General features: G+C 70.3%; 22 protein-coding genes. 5 read left to right on the top strand and 17 right to left on the bottom strand.

Translation table 11 applies throughout. The annotated features are described in order from the left end of the window. Window positions 1-13 precede the first annotated feature (13 nt). The 3 genes from O7614_RS03310 to rarD all read left to right on the top strand — a co-directional run bounded on the left by O7614_RS03310 (window position 14) and on the right by rarD (window position 1936). Window positions 14-400: a phage holin family protein gene (locus tag O7614_RS03310; RefSeq protein ID WP_278137016.1), complete on the top strand. Its 387-nt coding sequence runs from the start codon at window positions 14-16 to the stop codon at window positions 398-400. Window positions 401-506: 106 nt separating this feature from the next. Further along, window positions 507-1004 carry a GNAT family N-acetyltransferase gene (locus O7614_RS03305; protein WP_278137015.1) on the top strand — a complete coding sequence of 166 codons (498 nt, stop codon included), beginning with the start codon at window positions 507-509 and terminating at the stop codon, window positions 1002-1004. Continuing rightward, complete coding sequence (gene rarD, locus O7614_RS03300) at window positions 1001-1936, top strand: EamA family transporter RarD (RefSeq protein WP_278137014.1); 936 nt, start codon at window positions 1001-1003, stop codon at window positions 1934-1936. The genes O7614_RS03305 and rarD overlap by 4 nt, the downstream gene beginning before the upstream one ends. An 86-nt stretch (window positions 1937-2022) precedes the next feature. Here the strand turns inward: rarD and O7614_RS03295 are convergent, their stop codons facing one another. Together O7614_RS03295 and O7614_RS03290 are read right to left on the bottom strand one after the other, a co-directional pair. After that, complete coding sequence (locus O7614_RS03295) at window positions 2023-2733, bottom strand: zf-HC2 domain-containing protein (RefSeq protein WP_278137013.1); 711 nt, start codon at window positions 2731-2733, stop codon at window positions 2023-2025. Further along, a complete protein-coding gene (locus O7614_RS03290) occupies window positions 2730-3245 on the bottom strand; it encodes a sigma-70 family RNA polymerase sigma factor (protein ID WP_088986748.1) in 516 nt (171 codons plus the stop codon). The genes O7614_RS03295 and O7614_RS03290 overlap by 4 nt, the downstream gene beginning before the upstream one ends. A 214-nt stretch (window positions 3246-3459) precedes the next feature. On the opposite strand from O7614_RS03290, the gene O7614_RS03285 reads away from it, so the two are divergent. Next, window positions 3460-5586 carry a PhoX family phosphatase gene (locus tag O7614_RS03285; RefSeq protein ID WP_278137012.1) on the top strand — a complete coding sequence of 709 codons (2127 nt, stop codon included), beginning with the start codon at window positions 3460-3462 and terminating at the stop codon, window positions 5584-5586. Between the two features lie 109 nt (window positions 5587-5695). Here the strand turns inward: O7614_RS03285 and O7614_RS03280 are convergent, their stop codons facing one another. Continuing rightward, a complete protein-coding gene (locus O7614_RS03280) occupies window positions 5696-6478 on the bottom strand; it encodes an IclR family transcriptional regulator C-terminal domain-containing protein (RefSeq protein ID WP_145785932.1) in 783 nt (260 codons plus the stop codon). Window positions 6479-6632: 154 nt separating this feature from the next. Between O7614_RS03280 and O7614_RS03275 the strand changes: the two genes are divergently transcribed. Continuing rightward, window positions 6633-7862, top strand: a complete 1230-nt coding sequence (locus O7614_RS03275) for an MFS transporter (RefSeq protein WP_278137011.1) — start codon at window positions 6633-6635, stop codon at window positions 7860-7862. Here O7614_RS03275 and O7614_RS03270 read toward each other — a convergent pair. The 14 genes from O7614_RS03270 to O7614_RS03205 form a co-directional block, all read right to left on the bottom strand. After that, window positions 7838-8923 (bottom strand): polyprenyl synthetase family protein, encoded by a 1086-nt coding sequence (locus O7614_RS03270; protein WP_278137010.1) that lies wholly within the window; start codon window positions 8921-8923, stop codon window positions 7838-7840. The genes O7614_RS03275 and O7614_RS03270 overlap by 25 nt on opposite strands. Window positions 8924-9013: 90 nt before the next feature. Then, entirely contained in the window at window positions 9014-10567 is a 1554-nt protein-coding gene (gene nuoN, locus O7614_RS03265; RefSeq protein ID WP_278137009.1) for an NADH-quinone oxidoreductase subunit NuoN, read from the bottom strand. Next, the gene (locus O7614_RS03260; RefSeq protein WP_145785928.1) at window positions 10564-12096 is read right to left on the bottom strand and encodes an NADH-quinone oxidoreductase subunit M; all 1533 of its coding nucleotides are present in this window, start codon (window positions 12094-12096) and stop codon (window positions 10564-10566) included. Before O7614_RS03260 ends, nuoN begins: the two co-directional genes overlap by 4 nt. Window positions 12097-12160: 64 nt before the next feature. Then, complete coding sequence (nuoL, locus tag O7614_RS03255) at window positions 12161-14089, bottom strand: NADH-quinone oxidoreductase subunit L (protein WP_278137008.1); 1929 nt, start codon at window positions 14087-14089, stop codon at window positions 12161-12163. Between the two features lie 11 nt (window positions 14090-14100). Next, the gene (gene nuoK, locus O7614_RS03250; protein WP_278137007.1) at window positions 14101-14418 is read right to left on the bottom strand and encodes an NADH-quinone oxidoreductase subunit NuoK; all 318 of its coding nucleotides are present in this window, start codon (window positions 14416-14418) and stop codon (window positions 14101-14103) included. After that, window positions 14418-15188, bottom strand: a complete 771-nt coding sequence (locus O7614_RS03245) for an NADH-quinone oxidoreductase subunit J (protein WP_278137006.1) — start codon at window positions 15186-15188, stop codon at window positions 14418-14420. Before O7614_RS03245 ends, nuoK begins: the two co-directional genes overlap by 1 nt. Continuing rightward, window positions 15185-15826 (bottom strand): NADH-quinone oxidoreductase subunit NuoI, encoded by a 642-nt coding sequence (gene nuoI / locus O7614_RS03240; protein WP_141907606.1) that lies wholly within the window; start codon window positions 15824-15826, stop codon window positions 15185-15187. The genes O7614_RS03245 and nuoI overlap by 4 nt, the downstream gene beginning before the upstream one ends. A 1-nt stretch (window position 15827) precedes the next feature. Continuing rightward, the gene (gene nuoH, locus O7614_RS03235) at window positions 15828-17177 is read right to left on the bottom strand and encodes an NADH-quinone oxidoreductase subunit NuoH (RefSeq protein ID WP_278137005.1); all 1350 of its coding nucleotides are present in this window, start codon (window positions 17175-17177) and stop codon (window positions 15828-15830) included. A 118-nt stretch (window positions 17178-17295) separates the two neighbouring features. Beyond that, window positions 17296-19803 (bottom strand): NADH-quinone oxidoreductase subunit G, encoded by a 2508-nt coding sequence (locus O7614_RS03230; protein ID WP_278137004.1) that lies wholly within the window; start codon window positions 19801-19803, stop codon window positions 17296-17298. A gap of 55 nt (window positions 19804-19858) precedes the next feature. Continuing rightward, entirely contained in the window at window positions 19859-21175 is a 1317-nt protein-coding gene (gene nuoF / locus O7614_RS03225) for an NADH-quinone oxidoreductase subunit NuoF (protein WP_278137003.1), read from the bottom strand. Further along, window positions 21172-22374, bottom strand: a complete 1203-nt coding sequence (nuoE, locus tag O7614_RS03220; RefSeq protein WP_278137002.1) for an NADH-quinone oxidoreductase subunit NuoE — start codon at window positions 22372-22374, stop codon at window positions 21172-21174. The genes nuoF and nuoE overlap by 4 nt, the downstream gene beginning before the upstream one ends. After that, window positions 22371-23699, bottom strand: a complete 1329-nt coding sequence (locus O7614_RS03215; protein ID WP_278137001.1) for an NADH-quinone oxidoreductase subunit D — start codon at window positions 23697-23699, stop codon at window positions 22371-22373. Before O7614_RS03215 ends, nuoE begins: the two co-directional genes overlap by 4 nt. After that, entirely contained in the window at window positions 23696-24433 is a 738-nt protein-coding gene (locus tag O7614_RS03210) for an NADH-quinone oxidoreductase subunit C (RefSeq protein WP_278137000.1), read from the bottom strand. Before O7614_RS03210 ends, O7614_RS03215 begins: the two co-directional genes overlap by 4 nt. Then, window positions 24430-25107, bottom strand: a complete 678-nt coding sequence (locus O7614_RS03205) for an NADH-quinone oxidoreductase subunit B (RefSeq protein ID WP_088986765.1) — start codon at window positions 25105-25107, stop codon at window positions 24430-24432. The genes O7614_RS03210 and O7614_RS03205 overlap by 4 nt, the downstream gene beginning before the upstream one ends. Window positions 25108-25113 lie beyond the last annotated feature (6 nt).

The raw sequence follows: 25113 nt of genomic DNA, 5'->3' as shown, positions 1-25113 counted from the left end.
CACGATCCCCGCCATGGGTTTTCTGAAAGGTCTGCTGATTCGGCTGGCCAGCACAGCGCTGGCTTTCTGGCTGGCCACACTCCTCATCCCGGGCATCTCTCTGGAGTCGAACTCGGCTGTCGAGACGGTGACCACGCTGCTCCTGGTGGCGGTGATCTTCGGCGTGGTCAACGCGGTTCTCCAGCCGGTCATCAAGACGGTCGGCTGCGGCTTCTACCTGCTGACGCTGGGTCTCATCGCGCTGGTGGTGAACGGGCTGCTGTTCCTTCTCACCAGTTGGATCGCGGACCAGGCCGGGTTGCCGTTCACTGTGGACGGTTTCTGGCCGGCCGCCGTGCTCGGTGCGCTCTTCGTGAGCATCGTGACCTGGATCCTGGGCGCCGTCCTCGACCGGGACTGACCGCCGAGCGGATCGGCCCGTCCCGGCTTCCCGCCGGGGCGGGCCGGTTACCACCTTTCGGGAATTGGCCGCCGCAGGTGCCCACCTCGGCGGTTAGCGTCACGTGATGTTCTCGTTGACCCGCGCCGACGGCCACCTGCTCAGCACCGACCCCGCCCGGCTCGATCTGGAGCTGGTGCACCACTGGTTGTCGACCGACGCATACTGGGCACTCGGGCGGGACCGGGCCGTGACCGAGCGGGCGTTCGCCGGCTCGCTGCCGTTCGGTGTCTACCGGCCCGAGGACGGCCGCCAGGTGGCCGTGGCTCGGGTGGTCACCGACCGCGCCACCTTCGCCTGGCTCTCCGACGTGTACGTCGACCGCGCCGTCCGGGGTCGCGGCTTGGGTGGGTGGTTGGTCGGCGCGGCCCGTGACCACCTGGCCGAGCTGGGCGTACGCCGGATCCTGCTGATCACCAACGACGCACACCAGGTGTACGCGAGAGTGGGCTTCACGCCGCTGGACGTCCCGGAGCGGTGGATGAACCTCGACCAGCGCCCGCCGGTGACCCCAGTCACTGGAAAGGAACAAGGCAGCGGTACGCCCCTTACGGTAGAGGCGTGACGCCGCTTCGCCTGGGATACCTCTACGGCCTCGGCGCGTACCTGCTCTGGGGTTTCTTTCCGCTCTACCTCAAGCTGTTGCGGCCGGCCGGCCCGCTGGAGATCCTGGCCCACCGGGTCATCTGGTCGGTGGTGTTCGTGGCGCTGCTGCTGGGCGCGCTGCGCAATGTCGGCTTCCTGCGGGCGCTGCTGCGTCGCCCCTGGGCGATGGCCGGGATGGTCGCCGCCGCCGCGCTGATCGCGGTCAACTGGGGCACCTACATCTACGGGGTCAACTCCGACCGGGTGGTGGAGACCGCGCTGGGCTACTTCATCAACCCGCTGGTGGTGGTGCTGCTCGGCGTGACGGTGCTGCGGGAGCGGCTCCGCCCGGCGCAGTGGACGGCGCTGGGGATCGGCGCGTCGGCGGTCGTGGTACTCACCGTGGACTACGGCCGGCTGCCCTGGCTGGCGTTGACCCTGGCGTTCAGCTTCGCCGGCTACGGCCTGGTCAAGAAGCGGCTGGGGCTGCCGCCGGCGGAGGGGCTCTTCGTCGAGTCCGCGGTGCTGGCACTGCCGGCGCTGGGCTACCTCGGCTGGCTGACCGCGAGGGCCGACTCGACCTTCGGCCACGTGTCGGCCTGGCACACCGCGCTACTGGTGCTGGCCGGCGCGGCCACGGCGATCCCGCTGCTGATGTTCGCCGGGGCGGCCAACCGGCTGCCGCTGAGCAGCCTCGGCATGGTCCAGTACCTCGCGCCGATCCTGCAGCTCGGCTGCGGTGTGCTGATCTTCCACGAGCCGATGCCGCCCGCCCGCCTGGCCGGTTTCGCACTGGTCTGGCTGGCCCTGATCGTCTTCACCACCGACGCCGTCCGCACCTCCCGCCGAACCCGGGCCCGCCAACCCGAACCCGCCGTCGATCATGGAGTTGTGGTGCCCGCCCGACCCTAGTTCGGGCGGTTCGTCACCCACCACAACTCCATGATCGACGCGACCGGGCGGGGCGGGGCGGGGCCGGGCCGGGCCGGCGGGGCGGGTTACGGGACGGCGTAGGTGAGCAGGGGGGTGCCGTCTGCCTTTTGCAGCTCCACGCTGGCCAGCTCGGCGTCGGTGAACCTGGTGGCACCGGTAAAGCTGAGGTCGTCACCGGGGGCCGCGAGCCAGGACCCGATCTGCTCGGTGGCGCCGTTCGGGCCACGCGCCACCAGCCGGAACGGGTACGCCTTGCCGTAACTCGTCCGCGCGTCGTACCCGCACCGCATGGTCACCCGGGTGCCCCACTTGGTGCCGACCAGCCCGATGTCGGCGTGCACCGGTCCCGCAGCCGCCACCGGCCGCATCGCGACCATCGACACCTGCGGGCCCGGCGTGCTCTGCGCCCCCGGCGGCGGTGCGACCGGTCGGGGCAGCACCGCGGCCGTACCGACACCGACGACCAGGGCCAGCCCGGCGGCGGCCAGGGTGGTCAACGCGTACCGTCGCCGGTCCGCGGAGCGTTGCCGACGCCGGCGACGCCGGGCCTCGTCGAGCAGCGCGGGCACCCGGGGCGGGGCCGGCGGGGGCAGGATCTGCTCCAACCCCGCCGGGTCGAGGCGCCCGAGCAACCCGGGCAGCACGGCGATCTCGGCGACCGACTCCCGGCAGGCGGCACAGCCGGAGAGGTGCCGCTCGTAGGCTGCCCGTTCGGCGGGAGCCAAGGCACCCAGCACGTACGCGCCGTCGTCGTACGCGAACTCGCACCGGGTCATCCCGTCACCCCCATCTCGGCCAGGACCAACCGCAGAGACCGCAACGCGTAGTGGGTGCGGGACTTCACGGTTCCCGGCGGTACGCCCAGGCGGGACGCCGCCTCGGCCACCGACCGCCCCTGGTAGAAGCATTCGACGAGCACTTCCCGGTGGGTCGGGCTGAGCCGGTTCAGCGCCTCGGCGACGGTCCACGCCTCCACCGCCCGTTCGGCCTCGTCGATGACCTCCGGCGGTTCGGGCAGGTCGTCGGTGAACACCTCACCCACCCGGGTGGAGCGTCGCCGCCAGGCGTCGATGGCCAGGTTGCGGGCGGTGGTGAACAGCCACGACCGCACCGAACCGCGCTTCGGGTCGAGGGACTCCGGGTGTCGCCAGGCCCGCAGCAGTGTCTCCTGCACCAGGTCCTCGGCGCGCTGCCGATCACCGTTGACCAGCCGCAGGGCATGGGCGTACAGCGCCTCCGCGTGCTCGTCGTGCAGCGCGCGCAGCAGTTGGGCGTCGTGGTCGCTGATGGCAGTCTCCTCGCTTCCTGCGCGCGTCCGGCGTTGCGTCCGCCCGTGAATACGTGCGGTCACGCCGAACGGTTCAGCCCGAGGTCAGACGGTTGTCGCCCGCAGAGGTGTTCATGCCGGGTTCACATCGCAGCCGACGAGCGCTCACCACGCCCTCCTAGCGTCCGGCGGGTACGCCGCCTGTCGTGCCACCGATTCCCTGGAGGCTTCCCCCATGAGCGACCGCCCCCGGCTGCTCCCCCTGTTGACCGGCAACCGCCATGGCACCCGTGACGCCATGACCTGTCTGTACCGCTGCGGAAACGCGTGCGACCACCCGGTCCCGAACACGTCCGACAACGCGTACTTCGGAGACGTGGTGAACGCGGAGGTCTCGCGCCGCGGCGTGGTCCGGGCCGGCGCTGTCGGCGCCCTGGTCCTCGGGTTCGGCGGCGCGGCGGCGGGTGCGCTCGCCGGCGCGGCGCCCGCCATGGCCGCCCCCACCACCCCGGACGTCCCGGAGGCCTTCGGCTTCGGCCGTCCCAGCACCGGTGTCGGCAACGGTGCGCTGACCTTCAAGCCGATCCCGCCGAACAAGCTGGACACCCTGGTCGTGCCGAACGGCTACGACCACGCCGTGGTGATCAAGTGGGGTGACCCGGTGCTGCCGGGCGCGCCCGAGTTCAACGTGCACCACCAGACCGCCGCCGCGCAGTCCAAGCAGTTCGGTTACAACAACGACTTCGTGGGCGTGCTGCCGCTGGACAAGCAGGGCAAGCGGGCGCTGCTCGTGGTCAACCACGAGTACACCAACGAGGACCTGATGTTCCCGGGCTTCCCCGGCCTGGACGGGCTGTCCGTGGAGCAGTTGCGCACCGCCATGGCCGCGCACGGCATGTCAGTGGTGGAGTTGGAACGGGTCGCGGGCACCGGGCAGTGGAAGCCGGTCGGCAAGGGCCCCCGGGCGTACAACCGGCGGGTCACCGCGCTGAGCACCAAGTTCGACCTGACCGGCCCGGCCGCCGGCTCGGCGTGGCTGAAGACCGCCGCCGACCCCAGGGGTCGTACGGTCGTCGGCACCCTGAACAACTGCGCCGGCGGCGTGACCCCGTGGGGCACGGTGCTTTCCGGCGAGGAGAACTTCAACCAGTACTTCGTCGGCGCTGACGCCGCCCCGGCCGAACTGAAGCCGAAGCTGGACCGCTACGGCATCAGCACCGCCAGCCGCTACCCCAGCGGCAGCCGCAAGTGGGAGCGCGCCGACGAGCGCTTCGACCTGGCCAAGCACCCCAACGAGGCGCACCGGTTCGGCTGGATCGTCGAGATCGACCCGTTCGACCCGGAGAGCCGCCCGCGCAAGCACACCGCGATGGGCCGGTTCAAGCACGAGGGCGCGAACGTGATCGTGGCCAAGGACGGCCACGTGGTCGCCTACATGGGTGACGACGAGCGGTTCGACTACCTCTACAAGTTCGTCTCCGACCAGAAGTTCATGAAGGGCAACTCCTGGGCTGCCCGCAAGCACAACCTGACCCTGCTGGAGTCCGGCACGCTCTACGTGGCGCAGCTCGACCAGACCAGCGCGGCCGAGATCGACGGCTCGGGCAAGCTGCCCACCGACGGCGCCTTCAACGGCCGGGGTCGCTGGATCAAGCTGGTCAGCGGCAACCGGTCGTTCGTCGACGGGATGACCGCCGCGGACGTGCTCACCTTCACCCGGCTCGCCGGTGACAAGGTCGGTGCGACCAAGATGGACCGCCCCGAGGACGTCGAGCCGAGCCTGCTCACCGGCAAGGTGTACGTGGCGCTGACCAACAACACCAACCGTGGGGTCGGCAGCAACCCGAAGCCGGACGAGGCGAACCCGCGCAACGCCAACAAGCACGGGCAGATCCTGGAGCTGGTCGAGGACCGCAACGACAACACCTCGGAGACCTTCGCCTGGTCGCTGCCGATCGTGTGTGGCGACCCGACCGACGCGTCGACGTTCTTCGCCGGGTACGACAAGACCAAGGTCTCTCCGATCTCCTGCCCGGACAACGTCGCCTTCGACGCCACCGGCAACCTGTGGATCTCCACCGACGGCAACGCGTTGGGCAGTAACGACGGCCTGTTCGCCACCGCCGTGGAGGGCCCGGAGCGAGGTCACCTGAAGCAGTTCCTGACCGTGCCGCTCGGCGCGGAGACCTGCGGTCCGTTCATCACCGGTGACAACCGCTCGGTGTTCGTCGCCGTGCAGCACCCGGGCGAGATCACCGGCGCCTCGGTGGAGAACCCGGCCTCGAACTGGCCGGACGGCGACTACGCCAAGCCGGGCGTGGTGGTCACCTGGCGCCTCGACGGTGGCCCGGTCGGCAGCTGACCTCACACCCGCGGCCGGCCGGCCGTCGACGTTGCTCAGGCGGTCCGGGGCTGGACCGCCCGCAGAGGCCCTCTCCCAGCCCGGGAGAGGGCCTCCGGCGTTGCTGCGGTCAGTTGTCGGACGCGATGCCGTCGGCGACGCTGCGGGCCACCGTGAGCAGCTTGGCGCGGACCACCCGGGCAGAGGTCATCATCTCGCTGGCCGGCAACGCACAGGCCAGCACGACGCGGCGTTCCATGTCCTTGTCCGGCGCGACGAGCACCGCCGCGCAGGCCACCCCCTGGCGGAACTGCCCCATCTCCAACTGCATGCCACGCCGGTCACCGGCGGCCAGGTCGGCCTCGAACGTCTCGGTGGTGGTCAGCGTGGCGGTGGTGAACGGGCGCATGCCGTACTCCCGCAGGTAGCGGTGGCGCTGGTCGACGCTCAGAGTGGCGAGCAGCGCCTTACCGAGAGCTGTCGCGTGAGCGCCCTCGTCGAAGCCGGGGACCAGATCCTCCAGGTACGGCGAGCGGTGCCCCTCGGCGACCGCCGTGAGGGCAACCTGACCGCCGACGAAGCGACCGAGGTAGTGGCTGTAGCCGGTGTCCAGGGCGGCCCGCCGCAGGGTCTCACCGACCGCTGGCGGGCCTCGGAAGGCGGTCACCAACTCCCGGTAGCGGTCGGCCACCTCCAACCCCACGATGTACGTGCCGTCCTCGCGACGGATCACGTAGCCCTCGTACGCGAGTGTGCGGACCAGGTGGTAGGTCGTGGCCACGGTCAGCTCGCACCGCCGGGCGATCTGTTTGACGGTCAGGCCTTTCGGGGCGCGACCGACCGACTCCAGCACCCGCAGCGCTCGGGACACGCTGCGGATCAGGTCCGAAGGTTCTGCCAAGGGGTCGCGCACAACCACCTCCGCCGCCGGGGACTTACACCATATGAAAAACAGGCCCGGTGCGAAATGCCTGTTCGGGTCGAGGATGCCAGATCACCATCCACAGCTCGTGGCCCGACCGTCACGGCGAGTGGCCTGAGGAGGATTCACGTAGGTTTGCCGGACGATGACCAACACCGCCATCACCCCCGAGCCGGACGCCGCCCGATCCCACCCGATCAGGGCCAGCGCCGGTGCCGTCGCCACCACCGTGGCCTGCGTACTCCCCGTGTTCCTGCTCGGTGGTCTCGCCGTGCAGATGGGCACCGACCTCGGCTTCTCCCCGGCCGGCCTCGGCCTGGCCGTAGCCGTCTACTTCGGCGTCAGCGCGCTGGCCTCGGTGCCCTCCGGCCGACTGGTCGAGCGGTACGGCCCGACCCGGGTGGCCCGCTGCGGCATCGTGCTGGCCGCCGGGTCGATGCTGGCCGTGGCGGCTCTCGCCCGCTCGTACCCGGTGCTGGTCGGGTTGCTGGCACTCAGCGCCGCCGCGAACGCCCTCGGCCAGTTGGCGAGCAACACCGCACTGGCCCAACACGTGCCGGCCCGACGGCAGGGGCTGTCGTTCGGTGTCAAGCAGGCCGCCATCCCGATCTCCACCCTGCTGGCCGGCGCGGCGGTGCCGGCCATCGCGCTCACCGTCGGCTGGCGGTGGGCGTTCGTGGCGGCAGCGGTGGCCGCGATGACGACGCTGCCCGCCGTACCCCGGGAGGTGCCCGGCCCGCCGCGCCGGGCCGGTGCGACGCGCGCCGGCCGGGCGACGGCGGCGCTTGTGGTGGTCGGAGCGGCGGCGACGTTGGCAGCGGTGGCAGCGAACGCCCTGGGCACCTTCCTGGTGGACTCCGCCGCGGCCCGGGGCATGTCGCCGGGCCTGGCCGGCCTGACCCTGACGCTGGGCAGCGCGGTCTGCGTCGCGGCCCGGGTGGGCGCCGGCTGGTTGGCCGATCGCCGCGCCAGCGGCCACGTCGCCCTCATCGCCGCGATGCTGGTCGTCGGCGCGGTCGGGCTGGGCCTGCTCGCGCTGACCGGCCCGGTGCCGCTGGTGCTCGGCGTGGTGCTCGGCTTCGGCCTGGGTTGGGCGTGGCCCGGCCTGATGACCTTCGCGGTGGTCCGACTCCATCCGCAGTCACCGGCCGCCGCCACCTCGATCACCCAGACCGGGGTGTACGCGGGCGGCTGTCTCGGCCCGCTGAGCCTGGGCCCCCTCGCCGCCCACCTCGGCTACCCGGCCATGTGGACCACCGCGGCGGTGTCCATGCTGCTGGCGGCCGTCCTCATGCTCGGCGGTGGCCGTCTACTGAGCCGCGCCGCTGCTGCCGCGCGTCGGAACGACGATCAGCTGGTGCGGTCGGCGATGTAGTCGCAGAGCGATTCGAGCGCGTGCCGCGACGGGCCCTCCGGAAGGGGGGCCAGGCGCGCACGGGCGTCCTCGGCGTAACTCCGCACGGTCTCCCGGGCGCGCTTGAGCGCCGGGCTCTCCCGGAGCAGCCCCAACGCCTCGGCGTGCAGCGCGTCGTCGGTCAGCGGACCGGTCGCCAGGATCTCCCGCAGACGCACCGAGGATGCGTCCGAGTCGTCCGACTCCCGGGCGTACAGCACCGGCAGCGTCGGGACACCTTCGCGCAGGTCCGTGCCGGGCGTCTTGCCCGACTGCACCGACTCGGAGGCGATGTCGAGGAGGTCATCGGTGAGCTGGAAGGCGACACCGATCGTCTCGCCGTACCCGGCGAGGGCCTCCACGTGCTCCGGGGCGGCGCCACCGAACATGCCGCCGAACCGGATCGACGTGGCGATCAGCGAGCCGGTCTTGTCGGCGATCACGTTCAGGTAGTGGGTCACCGGGTCGTCCTCGGCGCGCGGCCCCACGGTCTCCGCGATCTGGCCGTGCACCAGCCGGGCGAAGGTGCGCGCCTGCAACCGGACCGCCTCGGGACCCAGGTCGGCGGCGATGTCCGCCGCGCGGGCGAAGAGGTAGTCGCCGACCAGGATGGCGAGCGAGTTGGTCCAGCGGGAGTTCGCGCTCGCCGCGCCCCGTCGGACGACGGCCTCGTCCATCACGTCGTCGTGGTAGAGGGTGGCGAGATGAGTGAGCTCCATCACCACGGCGGCCGGGACCACCTGCGGGCCGGTCGGGTCACCGAACTGGGCGCCGAGCGCCACCAGAAGCGGCCGGAAACGCTTCCCGCCGGCCTCGAGGAGGTGCCGGGCGGCCTCGGTGACGAACGGGTCGGCGCTGGCCACGCTGGCCCGCAACTCGACCTCGACCGTGTCCAGCACAGCCAGCACGGACGCCTCGACCCGCGGATCGGCAACGTTGAGCCCGATCGCGCCGAACTGACTCGTGCTCGCGCGACCCCGCCGACCGCCGGAGCCGGAGGCACCTGAACGCTCACCCGCCGGATTCACCACGCTATCAACCATGCCACACCCGTTCGACCTGCTCCGGGTCGGGGATACGCACCGGAGGCCGGCACGTGAACACGCGCCGGCCCCCGGTAATCGATCCTTCTGTCATCGAACGAATTCGGCGGCTCCGGCTGCCAGGTCGAGCAGTGGGGCCGGGGCGACGCCCAGCACCAGGGTGGCCAGCACGCCGATCATCAGCGCGGCGGAGGTGAGCCCACCGGGCACGGTGACCGTCGGGGTGGACTCGCCCGGCTCGGAGAGCCACATCATCACCACGACCCGCAGGTACGGGAAGGCCAGCACCATGCTGGTCAGCACGCCGGCGATCACCAGCCAGGCCTGCCCCTCCTCCAGGGCCGGCCCGAAGATCGCGAACTTGCTCATGAAGCCACTGGTCAGCGGGATACCCGCGAAGGCCAGCAGGATGAACGTGAACACTGCGGCGAAGAACGGCGACCGCCGTCCCAGCCCGGCCCAGCGGGACAGGTGGGTGGCCTCCCCGTCGGCGTCCCGCACCAGCGTCACCACCGCGAACGCGGCGAGCACCGAGAATCCGTACGCGACCAGGTAGAACATCGTGCCGGCGAGTCCGTCGCGGCTCGGTGCCAGCACACCGACCAGCAGGTAGCCGGCGTTGGCGATCGAGGAGTACGCGAGCAGCCTCTTGATGTCGGTCTGGGTGACCGCGAGCACCGCACCGACCAGCATGGTCAGCACCGCCACCGCGCCGAGGATCGGGGTGTAGTCCCAGCTGGCGTCGGCGAACGCGACGTGGAAGACGCGCAGCAGGGCACCGAACGCGGCGACCTTGGTGCAGGCCGCCATGAAGCCGGTGACCGGGGTCGGCGCACCCTGGTAGACGTCCGGGGTCCAGACGTGGAACGGTGCCGCCGCGGCCTTGAAGAGCAGGCCGATCGCGAGCAGCGCCATGCCGGCGAAGAGCAGCACCGGGCTGGCCGGGGATTCGCCCACCGCCGCGTCGATGGTGGCGAAGTCGACGCCGGCCGGCCGATCCGGGATGCCGGACGTGAAGCCGTAGATCAGCGCCACCCCGAACAGGAAGAACGCGGAGGCGTACGCGCCGAGCAGGAAGTACTTCATCGCCGCCTCCTGGCTCAGCAGACGCCGGCGACGTGCCAGCGCGCAGAGCAGGTAGAGCGGCAGGGAGAAGACCTCCAGCGCGATGAACATGGTCAGCAGGTCGTTCGCCGCCACGAAGATCAGCATGCCGCCGATCGCGAACGTGGTGAGCGGGTAGACCTCGGTGAGGCCGTTACGCCCCTCGGCCTGCCGCCGGTCGTCGGCCGACTCGGCGGTCACCGCGGCCTGGGCGACGAACGCCCCGCCCCGCTCGACCGAGCGGTCACCGATCAGCAGCAGCGCCATCGCGGCCAGCACCAGGATCGCGCCCTGGAGAAACAGTGTCGGCCCGTCGATGGCGAGGGCCCCGCCTGCGGTGATGATCCGCTCGTCGGCGCTGAGCACCACCATGGTCAGCGCCGCGAGCACCGCGAGCAGCGCCAGCGTCAACTGCACCACGTGCCGCCAGCGCCGAGGCACGAGGGCCTCGGCGAGCACGCCGAGCAACGCGACGCCCAGCATGATCAGGATCGGAGCGATCGCCGCGTAGTCGATCGACGGCAGTTTCAACTCGGTCACTTTGCCGCCTCCTGGACAGTGCCCACCGACGGGGCCGGGTCGGTTCTGCCGATGTCGTCCATGGTCGCCTGGACGGCCGGGTTGATCACGTCAGTGACCGGCTTGGGGAAGAAGCCGAGCAGCACGATCAGAGCGATCAGCGGGGCGACCACGACCTTCTCGCGCAGGTTGAGATCCCGCCGCATCCCGTCGACCTCGGTCAAGGCCGGGTTGAGGGTGCCCTGGGTGGTGCGCTGCACCATCCACAGCACGTACGCGGCGGCCAGGATGATGCCGAGCGTGGCGATGATCGCGACCGGCTTGTTCACCGTGAAGGTGCCGATCAGCACCAGGAACTCGGAGATGAACGGTGCCGTACCCGGTAGCGCGAGCGAGGCGAGACCGGCGAAGAAGAGCACCCCGGCGAGCACCGGGACCAGCTTTCCGGCACCACCGAAGTCACTGATGAGCGCCGAGCCACGCCGGGAGATCAGCATGCCCACCACGAGGAAGAGCAGGCCGGTGGCCAGCCCGTGGTTGAGCATGTAGAGCACCGCGCCGGTGCCGGCCTGGGTGGTGAAGGCGAAGATGCCCACCCCGATGAAACCGAAGTGCGCGATCGAGGTGTACGACACCAGTCGCTTGAGGTCGTTCTGACCGACCGCCAGCAGCGCGGCGTAGACGATGCCGATCACGCCCAGGGCCAGCGCCCACGGTGCGAACCACTTCGACGCCTCGGGGAACAGCGGCAGGCAGTAACGCAGGATGCCGAACGTGCCGACCTTGTCCAGCACGCCGACGAGCAGCGCCGCCGCGCCCGCCGGGGCCGCACCACCGGCGTCCGGCAGCCAGGTGTGGAACGGGAAGAACGGCGCCTTGATGGCGAAGGCGAGGAAGAAGCCGAGGAACAGCCACCGCTCGGTGCCGGTGCTGATGTCGACCTGCGACAGCGCCTGCCAGTCGAAGGTCTTCCCGCCGACCACCCAGAGGCCGATCACCGCGGCCAGCATGAACAGACCGCCGACGAGCGAGTAGAGGAAGAACTTCACCGCCGCGTACTGCCGCTGGTGGCCGCCGTAGCTGCCGATGAGGAAGTACATCGGGACCAGCATGACCTCGAAGAACACGTAGAACAGGAAGACGTCGGCGGCCGCGAAGACGCCGATCATCGTGCACTCGAGGACCAGCAGCAGCGCGAAGTAGACCGGCACCGACCGCTTCGACGACTCGGCGTCGTGCCAGGACGCCAGGATCACCAGCGGCACCAGTACCGCGATCAGCATCAGCATCACCAGCGCGATGCCGTCGGCGGCGAAGGTGAAGCTGACTCCCCAGTTCGGGATCCACGAGTACGACTCGCGGAACTGGAACCGGTCACCGCCGGTCTTGAAGCTGACCCACATCACCACCGAGAGCACCAGCACGAGCAGCGACCAGGCGAACGCCACCTGCTTGGCCAGCTCCGGCCGGTGGCGCGGCAGGAAGGCCACCACCAGGGCGCCCACCAGTGGCGCCACGGTGAGCACCGAGAGGAACGGGAAGTTGGACATTATGCGGCCTTACCTCCGTCGTCACTGCGTGGTCCGCCGGCGGGGGCGGCCGGAAAGAGGTCGATCACGCCAACCACCCCGCCTGCACCGCCAGGAACGCCGCCATCACCAGCAGCGCACCGGCCAGGATCGAGGTGGCGTACGAGCGGACGAAGCCGGTCTGCATCCGCCGGAGCCGAGCCGAGCCACCCCCGACGGCGGCGGCGAGCCCGTTGACCAGCCCGTCGACGCCCCGGTTGTCGAGGTACACCAGCGCCCGGGTGAGGAAGATGCCCGGCTTCTCGAAGACCGCCTCGTTGAACGCATCGGTGTAGAGGTTGCGTCGGGCGGCGGTGACCAGCACACCGGCCGGCTGCGGCGCGGTGGCCGTACCGGCCCGGAACAGGAACCAGGCCAGGCCGGCGCCGAGCACGGTGACCAGCAGCGACAGGATCGTGATCACCGTGTGGGAGAGCACGCCGTGGGCCTCACCGGCGGCTTCCTCGCCGAGCACCGGCGACAGCCAGGAGGCGACGCCGTCGTTCCAGGCCATCAGCCCACCGGCCACCACCGAACCGGCAGCCAGCAGGATCAGCGGGATGGTCATCAGCTTCGGCGACTCGTGCGGGTGCTCGATGTCCTCGGTCCACCGCTTCGGGCCGTGGAACGTGAGCACGAACAGTCGCGTCATGTAGAACGCGGTCAGCCCGGCGCCGAGCAGCGCCGCACCGCCGAAGAGCCAGGCGGTCCAGTCCTCCCGCTCGAAGGCGCTCGCGATGATCGGTTCCTTGGAGAAGTAGCCGGAGAGCGGCGGGAGGCCGATGATGGCCAGCCAGCCCATCATGAAGGTCAGCCAGGTGATCTTCATGTGCTTCGAGAGGCCACCGAAGCGACGGATGTCGACCTGGTCCTTCATGCCGTGCATCACCGAGCCGGCACCCAGGAACATGTTGGCCTTGAAGAAGCCGTGCGCCAGCAGGTGGATGATCGCCAGCGCGTACGCGCCACCGCCCAGTCCGACGCCGACGAACATGTAACCGATCTGGCTCACCGTCGACCAGGCGAGCACCCGCTTGATGTCGTCCTTGGCCGCACCGATGACGCAGCCGATCAGCAGGGTGAGCGCGCCGACACTGACCACCACGACCTGCAGCGTCGAGTTCGCGGAGAAGATCGGGTTGGACCGGGCGATCAGGTAGACGCCCGCGGTGACCATGGTGGCCGCGTGGATGAGCGCCGACACCGGGGTCGGACCCTCCATGGCGTCCGGCAACCAGGCCTGCAGCGGGAACTGGCCGGACTTGCCGGCCGCGCCGAGCAGCAGCAACAGACCGAGGACCAGCACCGTCGCGCCGGTCAGCGAGCCGACACCGTTGAACACCTCGTCGTACTGGGTGGTGCCCACTGTGGCGAACATGATGAAGATGCCGATGGCCAGGCCGGCGTCGCCGACCCGGTTCATCAGGAACGCCTTCTTACCGGCGGTGGCCGCGCTCGGCCGCTCGGTCCAGAAGGAGATCAGCAGGTACGACGCCAGACCGACGCCCTCCCAGCCGAAGTACAGCATCACGTAGTTGTTGCCGAGCACCAGCAGCAGCATCGCCGCGACGAACAGGTTGAAGTACGCGAAGAACCGGCGACGACCCGCGTCGTGCGCCATGTACTCCACCGCGTACAGGTGGATCAGGAAGCCCACCCCGGTGATCAGCAGCACGAAGACCGCAGCCAGCGGGTCGAACAGCAGGCCGAAGTCGACGCGCAGGTCACCGACCGCGATGAAGTCCCAGAGGCTCAGCTCGACCGACTTGTTCTCCAGGCCACGCAGCTGGAAGAAGAAGGACAGGCCGAGCACGAACGCGGCACCGATGGCCGCCACACCCAACCAGTGCCCCCAGCGGTCGGCCCGCCGGCCGAGCAGCAGCAGGACGGCCGCGCTCAGCAGCGGGATCGCCACCAGCAGCCAGACGCCCCCGAGCAGCCCCGTGGCCTGGGCGTATTCCACAGTCTCTTCCACCGGTGGACCCCTCAGTACTTCAGCAGGTTGGCGTCGTCGACGCTCGCCGAGCGTCGCGTCCGGAAGATGGCCATGATGATCGCGAGCCCGACCACGACCTCGGCCGCCGCCACCACCATCACGAAGAACGCCATGATCTGGCCGTTGAGGTCACCGTTGATCCGGCTGAAGGTGACCAGCGTCAGGTTGGCCGCGTTGAGCATCAGCTCCACGCACATGAACAGCACGATCGCGTTGCGCCGGATCAGCACCCCGGCGGCGCCGATGGTGAACAGCACCGCGGCGAGGACGAGGTAGTAGTTCGGCTCGACCGAGAAGAACGAATCCATTACTTGTCCGTCCCCTTCAGGGAGGTCTCCTCGGCGGTCAGCTCGCGCTGCGGAAGGATCGCCGGGGTGCTGCGGTCGGTCAGGCGGCCGTCCGGCAGCCGGGCCGGGGTGGCCACCGAGGAGGAGGTCGCGAAGACACCGGGGCCGGGCTTCGGACCGGGGTAGTTGCCCGGGGCGAAGCGCGAGCGCATTGTCGACACCTGGTCGACCTTGTCCTGCTTACGCCGCTCGACGTGGGCCAGCACCATGGCGCCGACCGCCGCGGTGATCAGCAGCGCCGAGGTCAGCTCGAACGCGAACACGTACTTGGTGAACAGCAGCCGGGCGATGCCCTGCACGTTGCCCTCGGCGTTGACCTGCTCCAGGCCGACCGCCGTGGTCCGGTCCAGCGCCTGGTAGACGCCGGTGCCGACCAGGCCGGCGAAGCCCACGCCGAGCACGATCGCGGCGACCCGCTGGCCGCGCAGCGTCTCGATCAGCGAGTCGGTGGAGTCCCGACCGACCAGCATCAGCACGAACAGGAACAACATCATGATCGCGCCGGTGTAGACGATGATCTGCACCATGCCGATGAACGGCCCGGCCTGGAGCACGTAGAACACGCCCAGGCAGAGCATGGTCAGCACCAGCCACAGCGCCGAGTGCACGGCGTTGCGCGCGGCCACCATGCCGATCCCGCCGAGAAGCGCGAGCGGGGCGAGGATCCAGAAGGTGACCGCCTCGCCGCCGGAGACCGAACCCGCCGCGGCGAGCACCGTAGACGTGGTCATGCCTTCTCTCCCTTGCCGGCCGCCGCGCGCTGGGCGGCCTGCTCGGCGCCCGGGAACGTCACGCCGGGGTGCTCCTCGACCTGGTAGCGGCCGGGGCCCATCGGGGACGTCTCGGCACCGGCGGAGGTGCCCGGGTTGTCCAGCGCGCCGACGTAGTAGTCCTTCTCGCTGTCACCCAGCCGCATCGGGTGCGGTGGCTGCTCCATGCCCTCGAGCAACGGAGCGAGCAACTGCTCCTTGGTGAAGATCAGGTCCTGCCGGTTGTCCCGGGCCAGCTCGTACTCGTTGCTCATGGTGAGCGACCTGGTCGGGCAGGCCTCGATGCACAGCCCACAGAAGATGCAGCGGGCGTAGTTGATCTGGTAGATGCTGGCGTACCGCTCACCCGGCGAGAAGCGCTGCTCGTCGGTGTTGTCGCCGCCCTCGACGTAGATGGCGTCCGCCGGGCAGGCCCAGGCGCACAGCTCGCAGCCGATGCACTTCTCCAGGCCGTCCGGGTGCCGGTTGAGGATGTGCCGCCCGTGGTAGCGCGGCGCCGACACCGGCGGCTTGAACGGGTAGTCGGTGGTGACGACCTTCCTGAACATGTGCGAGAAGGTGACACCGAATCCCTTGAACGTTCCGGTGATCGCGCCCACGTCACACCTCCCTGGAGTCCGAGCCGGCGACGATGTTGGCCGGCTCCCGCTCGGCGACCACGCGCGTGATACGCGGGCTCGGTGGTACCTGTAGATCCATCGGCGGCAGCGGGAAACTCCCGTACGGCCGGTTGTCGACCTGTTCCTGGGTCGTCGGTTTCGGCTGCGGCTTGCGGCTTGGCCAGAAGAGCGTGGCGATCAGCAGGATGCCGGCCGGGATGCTGACGGCGATGACCTTGCCGCGCGTGTCCCAGTCCTCGATGGAGCGCAGGCCCGACAGGACCAGGATCCAGACCAGGTTGATCGGCAGCAGCACCTTCCACCCGAGGCGCATGAACTGGTCGTAGCGCAGCCGGGGCAGCGTGCCGCGCAGCCACACGAACACGAAGACCAGCGCGATCACCTTGCCGAAGAACCAGAGCATCGGCCACCAACCGGAGTTGGCGCCCTCCCAGAGGGTGATCGGCCAGGGTGCCCGCCAACCTCCGAGGAACAGCGTGGTGGTGACCGCGGACATGGTCACCATCGCGACGTACTCGCTGAGCATGAAGAGCGCGAACTTCAGCGAGCTGTATTCCGTCATGAAGCCGGCGACCAGCTCGGACTCGGCCTCGGGGAGGTCGAACGGCGCCCGGTTGGTCTCACCCACGGTGGCGATGAAGAAGATGATGAAGCTGGGCAGCAGGAGGATCGCGTACCAGCCCGGCGCGGGGATCTCGGTGCCGAAGATGGTCAGCCGCGTGGCGTCGCCCTGGGCGGCGACGATCCCGCTGGTGCTCATCGTGCCGGCGGTCATGAAGACCGCCACGATGGAGAGCCCCATGGCGACCTCGTAGGAGATCATTTGGGCGCTCGACCGCAGACCGCCGAGCAGCGGGTACGTCGAGCCGGAGGCCCAACCGCCCAACACGATGCCGTAGACGCCCATCGACGAGCAGGCGAGCAGCAGCAGCACCGCCACCGGCACGTCGGTGACCTGCAACGGCGTGTGGTGGCCGAGGATGCTCACCATCGGCCCGAACGGGATCACCGACAGGGCGGTGACCGCGCAGATCACCGAGATGGTCGGGGCGAAGAAGTAGACGACCTTGTCGGCTGCCTTCGGGAGGATGTCCTCCTTGAAGGCCATCTTCAGACCGTCGGCGAGCGTCTGCAGCAGGCCGAACGGGCCGACCTGGTTGGGGCCCGGCCGCACCTGCATGTAGCCCACGACGCGCCGCTCGAACCAGACACCGAGCAGGGTGGCCAGCAGGCCGAACGCGAACGCAAAGACGATCTTGCCGAGGACCAGCCACCACGGATCCCGGCCGAAGTCGGCCAGCGTCGGGTCCTGGGCGAGGAGGGGACTCACAGTGCCCACCTTTCGTTCGCGACTGCGAGCCTGACTGCTCGCGACTGCGGGGCTCGCTTCGCTCGCTCCTCGCGCTCGCGGAGGGCCTCCCTCGCGTGCGCTCGTTCACTCCTCGCGCTCACTGGTTACCCCCGGTGTTGAGGAGCGGACCCGGGAGACCGGTCTCGTCGGCCGCCACGCGCCCGGCCGGAACGGCCGCGCTCGGTGCGGGAACGGAGATCCGGACGACCGCGCCGGACGTCGCCCCGAGGCTGCGTCGCACTGTCGAACCGGGTGAGTTGGTCGGCAACCAGACCACGCCGTCCGGCATCTCGGTGAGCTCGGCCGGCAGGGTCAGCGCACCCCGGTCGGTGCCGACCGTGACCGCGTCGCCGTCGATCACACCGAGCGCCTCGGCGGTGCCCTTGCCCAGCCGGACGACCGGCGGGCGGGCGGTGCCGGCGAGGTGCTCGTCACCGTCGGTCAGGGTGCCCAGGTCGACCAGTTGGTGCCAGGTCGCCAGCACGGCCTCACCGGCGCCCGGGTGCGGCACCCGGCCCGGCGCCACCGACGGTGCGGCCGGCCGGGACATCCGGGTCGCCGGCAGCGAGCCCAGCTCACGGCGAACGCTCGGCACGTCGGCGGTACCCAGCCGAACGTCGAGCAGCGCGGCCAGCGCGTCGAGCACCCGACCGTCGGTCATCGCGGCGGTGTTCAGCACCGCCTCGAACGGACGCAGCCGACCCTCCCAGTCCAGGAAGCTGCCGGACTTCTCGACCACCGGGGCGACCGGCAGCACCACGTTCGCCCGCCGGGTCACCGCGCTGGCGCGCAGCTCCAGGCTGACCAGGAACGGCACCGTGTCCAGCGCGGACTCGGCCAGCCGGGGGTCGGCCAGGTCGGCCGGGTCGACACCCCCGACGACCAGCGCACCGAGCTGCCCGTTGGCGGCGGCGGCGAGGATGCCGTCGGTGTCCCGGCCGGCCTGGCTCGGGATCACCCCGGCCGGGATGTCCCACGCCTCGCCCAGCTCGGCCCGGGCGGCCGGCTCGGTCACCAGTCGTCCGCCGGGAAGCAGGTTGGGCAGGCAGCCCGCGTCGACCGCGCCCCGGTCACCCGCACGGCGGGGCACCCACACCAGCTTCGCTCCGGTACGCCGAGCCACGTCCGCGGCGGCGGACAGCCCACCCGGCACACTGGCCAGTCGCTCACCGACGATCAGGATCGCGCCCGGCGCGCTCAGCGCCTCGGCGACCGTGGCGTGCTCGGCGAGCACGCTGGCCTCCTCGCCCGGCACGACCCGGGCCAGCTTGGCACCGAGCTTCTCCAGGCCGCGGGTGGCGAACGGCGCCAGCGCGTACACCGTCAGGGTCTTCTTCAGGTACGCCTTGCGCAGCCGCAGGAAGAGGATCGGGCACTCCTCCTCCGGCTCCAGGCCGACCAGCACCACCGCCGGCGCGTTCTCCACGTCGGTGTAGGTGACGTCGGTGACCCCGGCGACCGAACTGGCCAGGAAGTCGGCCTCCTCGCGGGAGACCGGTCGGGCCCGGAAGTCGATGTCGTTGGTGTTCAGCGCGACTCGGGCGAACTTCGCGTACGCGTAGGCGTCCTCGACGGTCAGCCGACCGCCGGTCAGCACCCCGGTGCCCTGTCCGCTCTCCCGAGCCGTGTGCAGCCCCTCGGCGGCCACGGTGAGCGCCTCGCTCCAGGACGCCTCGCGCAGCTCACCGGTGTGCTCGTCGCGGACCAGCGGAGTGGTCAGCCGGTCGGTGGCCCGGGTGTACTGGAAGCCCCAGCGGCCCTTGTCGCAGTTCCACTCCTCGTTGACCTCCGGCTCGTCGCCGGCCAGCCGGCGCAGCACCTTGCCGCGCCGCCAGTCGGTGCGCTGCCCGCAGCCGGCCGAGCAGTGCTCGCACACGCTCGGGCTGGACACCAGGTCGAACGGTCGGGCTCGGAAGCGGTACTGGGCACCGGTCAGCGCGCCCACCGGGCAGATCTGCACGGTGTTGCCGGAGAAGTAGGAGTTGAACGGCACGTCACCGTCGTCGCCCTGCTCGCCGTACGCGTCGTCCCGGTAGATGTTGATCTCCTCGGCGGACGACCGGCCCATCAGGTCGATGAACTTGTCGCCGGCGATCTCCTCGGAGAACCGGGTGCACCGCTGGCAGAGCACGCACCGCTCGCGGTCCAGCAGCACCTGGCTGCTGATCGCCATCGGCTTCTCGTACTCCCGCTTGTGCTCGTGGAAGCGCGAGTCGGTGCGGCCGGTGGACATCGCCTGGTTCTGCAGCGGGCACTCGCCGCCCTTGTCGCACATCGGGCAGTCCAGCGGGTGGTTGAGCAGCAGCAGCTCCATCACCCCCTCCTGCGCCTTCTTGGCCACCGGGGAGGTGATCTGGGTACGCACGACCATGCCGTCGGCGACGGTCTGGGTGCAGGAGGCCACCGGCTTGCGCTGCCCCTCCACCTCGACCAGGCACTGCCGGCACGCGCCGGCCGGGGCCAGCAGCGGGTGGTCGCAGAACCGGGGGATCTCGGTGCCCATCTGCTCGGCGACCCGGATCAGCAGCGTCCCCTTGGGGGCGGTGACCTCGACGCCGTCGATGGTGAGGGTGACGGTCTCGGTCTGCTTTGCTACGTCGGTCATCAGAGTCGCCTTTCATTCGCGACTGCGGGACTCGCAAGCTCGTTCCTCGCGCTCATCAGTGCGCACCCACCAAGGTCTTTTCCGACAGCTTGGGTGCGGTGCGTCCCTCGATGTAGTCGAGGTAGTCCTGCTTGAAGTACTGCAATGACGAGGTCACCGAACTGGTCGCGCCGTCACCCAGGCCACAGAACGAGCGGCCGAGGATGTTGTCGCAGGTGTCCAGCAGGGTGTCCAGGTCCTCGTGGGTGCCCTGACCGGCGAGGATCCGCCGGTAGACCCGGACCATCCAGTAGTTGCCCTCGCGGCACGGGGTGCACTTGCCGCACGACTCGTGGTGGTAGAACTCCAGCCACCGGTACGTCGCGTAGACCGGGCAGTCCTGGTCGGAGAAGATCTGGGTGGCCGTGGTGCCGAGGATCGAGCCGGCCGCCGCCACCCCCTCGAAGTCCAGTGGCACGTCCAGGTGCTCGGCGGCGAGCAGCGGGGTCGACGATCCACCCGGGGTCCAGAACCGCAGGTTGTGGCCGGGCTGCATGCCACCGGCCAGCTCCAGCAGCTCGCGCAGCGTGACGCCCATCGAGCACTCGTACTGGCCCGGGTTGGCGACCCGGCCGGACAGCGAGTAGATCATCGGCCCGGAGGACTTCTCGGTGCCCATGCTCTTCCACCAGTCGGCCCCGCCGAGCACGATCGGCGGCACGCTGGCGATGGTGCCGACGTTGTTCACCACCGTCGGGCTCGCGTACAGGCCGTGGGTGGCCGGGAACGGCGGGCGCAGCCGGGGCTGACCCCGGAACCCCTCCAGCGAGTCCAGCAGCGCCGTCTCCTCGCCGCAGATGTACGCCCCGGCGCCGGAGTGCACCACCAGCTCCAGGTCGTAGCCGCTGCGCAGGATGTTGCGGCCGAGGTAGCCCTTGTCGTACGCCTCCTGGACCGCGTTGCGCAGCCGACGCGCGGCGTGCACCGCCTCGCCCCGGATGTAGATGTAGGCGCGGCTGGCCCGGATCGCGTACGACGCGATGATGACACCCTCGACCAGCGCGTGCGGGTCGTGGGTCATCAGCGGCAGGTCCTTGCAGGTGCCCGGCTCGCCCTCGTCGGCGTTGACCACCAGGTAGTGCGGCTTCCCGTCGCCCTGCGGGATGAAGCCCCACTTGAGGCCGGTCGGGAAGCCGGCGCCGCCCCGGCCGCGCAACCCCGAATCCTTGATCAGCTGGATCAGGTCGTCCGGGTGGGCCTTGAGCGCCTTGCGCAGCGCGGCGTAGCCGTCCAGCTGCTCGTACGTGCCGATGCGCCAGGCGTCCGGCGACAGCCAGCGCTTGGTCAGCACCGGCGTCAGCTTGGCCAGCGTCTCCGGGCGGGGAGTGGTCACTTCTGGGCCCCCGTTTCGTTCGCGTCCGCCGGTCCGCCGCCGTCGGCGTCGGTGCCGGCCTTCGCTTCGGTGAGGTTGCGCTCCTGCGCCCCGGCCTCGTCGCCGGCGGGCTTGCCGTCACCGGCCGGCGCGTTGGCCGCCACGCCGGCGGCCTCGGCCGACCGTGCGTCGCCAGCCGCGGGCGCGGTGCCGGTGTCGTCCGTCGGGACCTTGGTGCCAGGGGCGTCCGGCACTGCGGTGCCCGCGTCCGGCTGCCGGGTCTCGGCGGTACGCACCTGCGGCGACGTGTCGTCCGGTGCCTTGACGTCCGGCGTGGTGCTGCCGGTGGTGTCCGCCGGCTTCGCCGGCCCGGTGGCGTCCGCCGGCTTCGCCGGCCCGGCGACCCCGTCCGCCCCGGTCGGAGCGGACGCCCCGTCGCCACCCTTGACCGGCGCCGCGCTGGCCTCGACGGGCGCCGGCTTGGCGGCCTCCGCCTTCGCCTTCGCCTCGGCGGCCGCCTTGTCCGCCTCCGCCTTGCTGCGGATCGGGGTGTTCGGGTCGAAGCCCGGCACCGAGACGCCGTGCTGCTGGGCCAGCCGCAGCCCGCGCAGGGTCGGCTCGCCCGGCTCGCCGTCGGCGACCGCGCCCTCGCGCTCGTCGGCGAAGCCGGCGAGCTGCACCGCCATCTCCTTGAGGGTGCAGAGCCGGGCACCGCGGGTTGGCATCGGCCGCCCGCCCGCCCGCAGCTCGTCGACGACACCGACCGCGGTGGACGCGTCCACGCCGTCGAAGAAGTCGTAGTTGACGGTCATCACCGGGCCGTAGTCGCACGCCGCCAGGCACTCGGCGTGCTCCAACGTGATCGTGCCGTCGGCGGTCGTCTCGTCGTGCCCCACGCCCAGGTGCTCGGCGAGGGTGTCGTAGACCTCCTGGCCACCGAGCACGTTGCACATGGTGTTGGTGCAGACGCTGACCAGGAAGTCACCGGTCGGCTTGCGCTTGTACATCGTGTAGAAGGTGGCCACCGCGCCGACCTGCGCCTTGTTCAGCCCCAACACCTCGGCGCAGAACGCGACCCCGGCCGGGGAGACGTACCCCTCTTCGGCCTGCACCAGGTGCAGCAACGGCAGCAACGCCGAGCGGGACCGGTCCGCCGGGTAACGGGCGATGATCGCCCGCGCCCGCTCCCGGGTCTCGTCGGTGAAAGTCGTCGTCGTCATCTGTCACAACCCCCCATGACCGGGTCCAACGAGGCGCCGCCGGCGATCACGTCGGCGATCAGGCCGCCCTCGGCCATCGCCGGGAGGGCCTGGAGGTTGACGAAGCTCGGCTCCCGGTAGTGCACCCGGTACGGCCGGGTGCCACCGTCGGACACCGCGTGCACGCCCAACTCGCCGCGGGGAGCCTCGATGGCGACGTACACCTGGCCGGGCGGAACCCGGAAGCCCTCGGTCACCAGCTTGAAGTGATGGATCAGCGACTCCATCGACTGACCCATGATCTTCGCGACGTGCTCCAGCGAGTTACCCATGCCGTCCACGCCGATGGCCAGCTGCGCCGGCCAGGCGATCTTGCGGTCGGCGACCATCACCGGGCCCGGACGGAGCCGGTCCAGGGCCTGCTCGACCAGCTTCATCGACTCGCGGATCTCGGCGAGCCGGACCTGGTAGCGACCCCACACGTCACCGTCGGGGTGGGTCGGCACGTCGAACTCGTACGTCTCGTAACCGCAGTACGGCATGGTCTTGCGCAGGTCCCAGGCGAGGCCGGCGGAGCGCAGCACCGGGCCGGTGATGCCGAGGGCCACGCAGCCGGTCACGTCCAGCACCGCGACGTTCTTCGTCCGCTCGGTCCAGATCGGCTGGCCGGAGAGCAGGTCCTCGTACTCCTTGAGTTTCTTCGGCATCATCTTGAGGAACTCGCGGATCTTGCGGATCGCGTCGTCCGGCACGTCCTGCGCCACACCGCCCGGCCGGACGTACGCGTGGTTCATCCGCAGACCGGTGATGGTCTCGAAGATGTCGAGGATGTACTCCCGCTCGCGGAAGCCGTACAGCATGATCGAGATCGCGCCCAGCTCCATGCCGGTGGTGGCCAGCCAGACCAGGTGCGACGAGATCCGGTTGAGCTCCATCATCAGCACGCGGATGGTGGTGGCCCGCTCGGTGATGTCGTCGGTGATGCCGAGCAGCTTCTCCACCGCGAGGGCGTACGCCGTCTCGTTGAAGATCGGAGCGAGGTAGTCCATCCGGGTCACGAACGTCGAGCCCTGAACCCAGTTGCGGTATTCGAGGTTCTTTTCGATGCCGGTGTGCAGGTAGCCGATGACGGACCGGGCCTCGCGGACCGTCTCGCCCTCCAGCTCCAGGATCAGCCGCAGCACCCCGTGCGTGGACGGGTGCTGCGGACCCATGTTGACGACGATCCGCTCGTCGTTGATCGGGTCGGTGCCCGAGACGATCGTGTCCCAGTCCCCACCGGTGACGGTGAAGACGCGACCCTCGTCGGTCTCGTGCTCGCTGGCGTAGTTCGACGTCGCGCTCACTGGTACGACCTCCGCTCGTTCGGCGGCTGGATCTCTGCCCCCTTGTACTCGACGGGCACGCCGCCGAGCGGGTAGTCCTTGCGCTGCGGGTGACCCTCCCAGTCGTCCGGCATGAGGATGCGGGTCAGGTTGGGGTGGCCGTCGAAGACGATGCCGAACATGTCGTACGCCTCCCGCTCCTGCCAGTCGGCGGTCGGGTAGACGGCGGTCACGCTGGGCAGGTGCGGTGCCTCGACGGAGACCGCGGCCTCCAGCCGGACCCGCCGCCGGTACGTCATCGAGGTGAGCAGGTAGACCACGTGCAGCCGGCGCTCGTCGGCACCCAGGTAGTCCACGCCGGAGACCGACGAGCACAGCTCGAACCGCAGCGCCAGGTCGTCCCGCATCACCTGGCAGACCTCGGCGATCCGCTCCGGGCGTACGTGCAGGGTCAGCTCGCCCCGGTCGACCACGACCTTCTCGATCGCGTCGCCGAAGGCGGGGTAGGCCTCCTCCAACGCGTCGCGCACCTCGTCGAAGTAGCCCCCGTACGGCCGGGACGCCTCTTCGATGGGCGTGCGCTGGCGGACCAGGCCGCCGTAGCCGGACACGTCGCCGGTGCCGTGGTTGCCGAACATCCCGCGACCGGCCGGGCTGGCCGGCGGGAACTCGGCAGGGGCACCGCTCGTGGAGCCGGCCGGCACCACCGGCAGCGGTACGCCGCCGTCGTTGGGCTTGTCCGTGGGTGACGTCATTTCGGGCCTACCTGCGGGTGGAGGTGGTTCTGAGCGTTCATCCAGTTCTCGATGCGCAGCTGCTCCTCGCGACCCTCGCGGACCGCGCGGGTCCACTCGGCGCGCCGGGCCTTGTCGCTGCGGTACGAGGAGGGCATGGAGCCGTAGGGCACCACCGGGACGTCGCCGCGCTCCTGGCGGGCCGCCAGCATCTTGCGGCCGTTCGGGCCCAGCGGCTCGTACATGATCTTCTCGCGGAGCTTGAGGATCGCGTCGATGAGCATCTCCGGCCGGGGCGGGCAGCCGGGCAGGTACATGTCGACCGGCACCACGTGGTCCACGCCCTGCACGATCGCGTAGTTGTTGAACATGCCGCCGCTGCTGGCGCAGACGCCCATCGAGAGCACCCAGCGGGGCTCGGCCATCTGGTCGTAGATCTGGCGCAGCACCGGTGCCATCTTCTGACTCACCCGGCCCGCCACGATCATCAGGTCGGCCTGCCGGGGCGACGCCCGGAAGACCTCCATGCCCCAGCGGCCCATGTCGTAGTGCGGACCACCGGCGGCCATCATCTCGATGGCGCAGCAGGCCAGGCCGAAGGTCGCGCCCCACACGGACGACTTCCGGGACCAGTTGACCAGCTTCTCCACCGAGGTGAGCAGGACGCCGGCGGGAAGCTTCTCCTCGATGCCCATCTGACG

The sequence above is a fragment of the Micromonospora sp. WMMD961 genome (assembly GCF_029626145.1).
Taxonomy (GTDB): domain Bacteria; phylum Actinomycetota; class Actinomycetes; order Mycobacteriales; family Micromonosporaceae; genus Micromonospora.
This window is presented reverse-complemented; position numbering and strand designations above follow the sequence as displayed.

Bases quoted from the DNA above. Each gene is read 5' to 3' on its own strand.
- O7614_RS03310 (WP_278137016.1), top strand. From the start codon at position 14: ATGGGTTTTCTGAAAGGTCTGCTGATTCGGCTGGCCAGCACAGCGCTG.
- O7614_RS03305 (WP_278137015.1), top strand. From the start codon at position 507: ATGTTCTCGTTGACCCGCGCCGACGGCCACCTGCTCAGCACCGACCCC.
- O7614_RS03210 (WP_278137000.1), bottom strand. From the start codon at position 24,433: ATGACGTCACCCACGGACAAGCCCAACGACGGCGGCGTACCGCTGCCG.
- nuoK (WP_278137007.1), bottom strand. From the start codon at position 14,418: ATGGATTCGTTCTTCTCGGTCGAGCCGAACTACTACCTCGTCCTCGCC.
- O7614_RS03270 (WP_278137010.1), bottom strand. From the start codon at position 8,923: ATGGTTGATAGCGTGGTGAATCCGGCGGGTGAGCGTTCAGGTGCCTCC.
- O7614_RS03285 (WP_278137012.1), top strand. From the start codon at position 3,460: ATGAGCGACCGCCCCCGGCTGCTCCCCCTGTTGACCGGCAACCGCCAT.
- O7614_RS03295 (WP_278137013.1), bottom strand. From the start codon at position 2,733: ATGACCCGGTGCGAGTTCGCGTACGACGACGGCGCGTACGTGCTGGGT.
- O7614_RS03260 (WP_145785928.1), bottom strand. From the start codon at position 12,096: ATGTCCAACTTCCCGTTCCTCTCGGTGCTCACCGTGGCGCCACTGGTG.
- O7614_RS03205 (WP_088986765.1), bottom strand. From the start codon at position 25,107: ATGGGCATCGAGGAGAAGCTTCCCGCCGGCGTCCTGCTCACCTCGGTG.
- O7614_RS03230 (WP_278137004.1), bottom strand. From the start codon at position 19,803: ATGACCGACGTAGCAAAGCAGACCGAGACCGTCACCCTCACCATCGAC.
- nuoE (WP_278137002.1), bottom strand. From the start codon at position 22,374: ATGACGACGACGACTTTCACCGACGAGACCCGGGAGCGGGCGCGGGCG.
- O7614_RS03245 (WP_278137006.1), bottom strand. From the start codon at position 15,188: ATGACCACGTCTACGGTGCTCGCCGCGGCGGGTTCGGTCTCCGGCGGC.
- O7614_RS03275 (WP_278137011.1), top strand. From the start codon at position 6,633: ATGACCAACACCGCCATCACCCCCGAGCCGGACGCCGCCCGATCCCAC.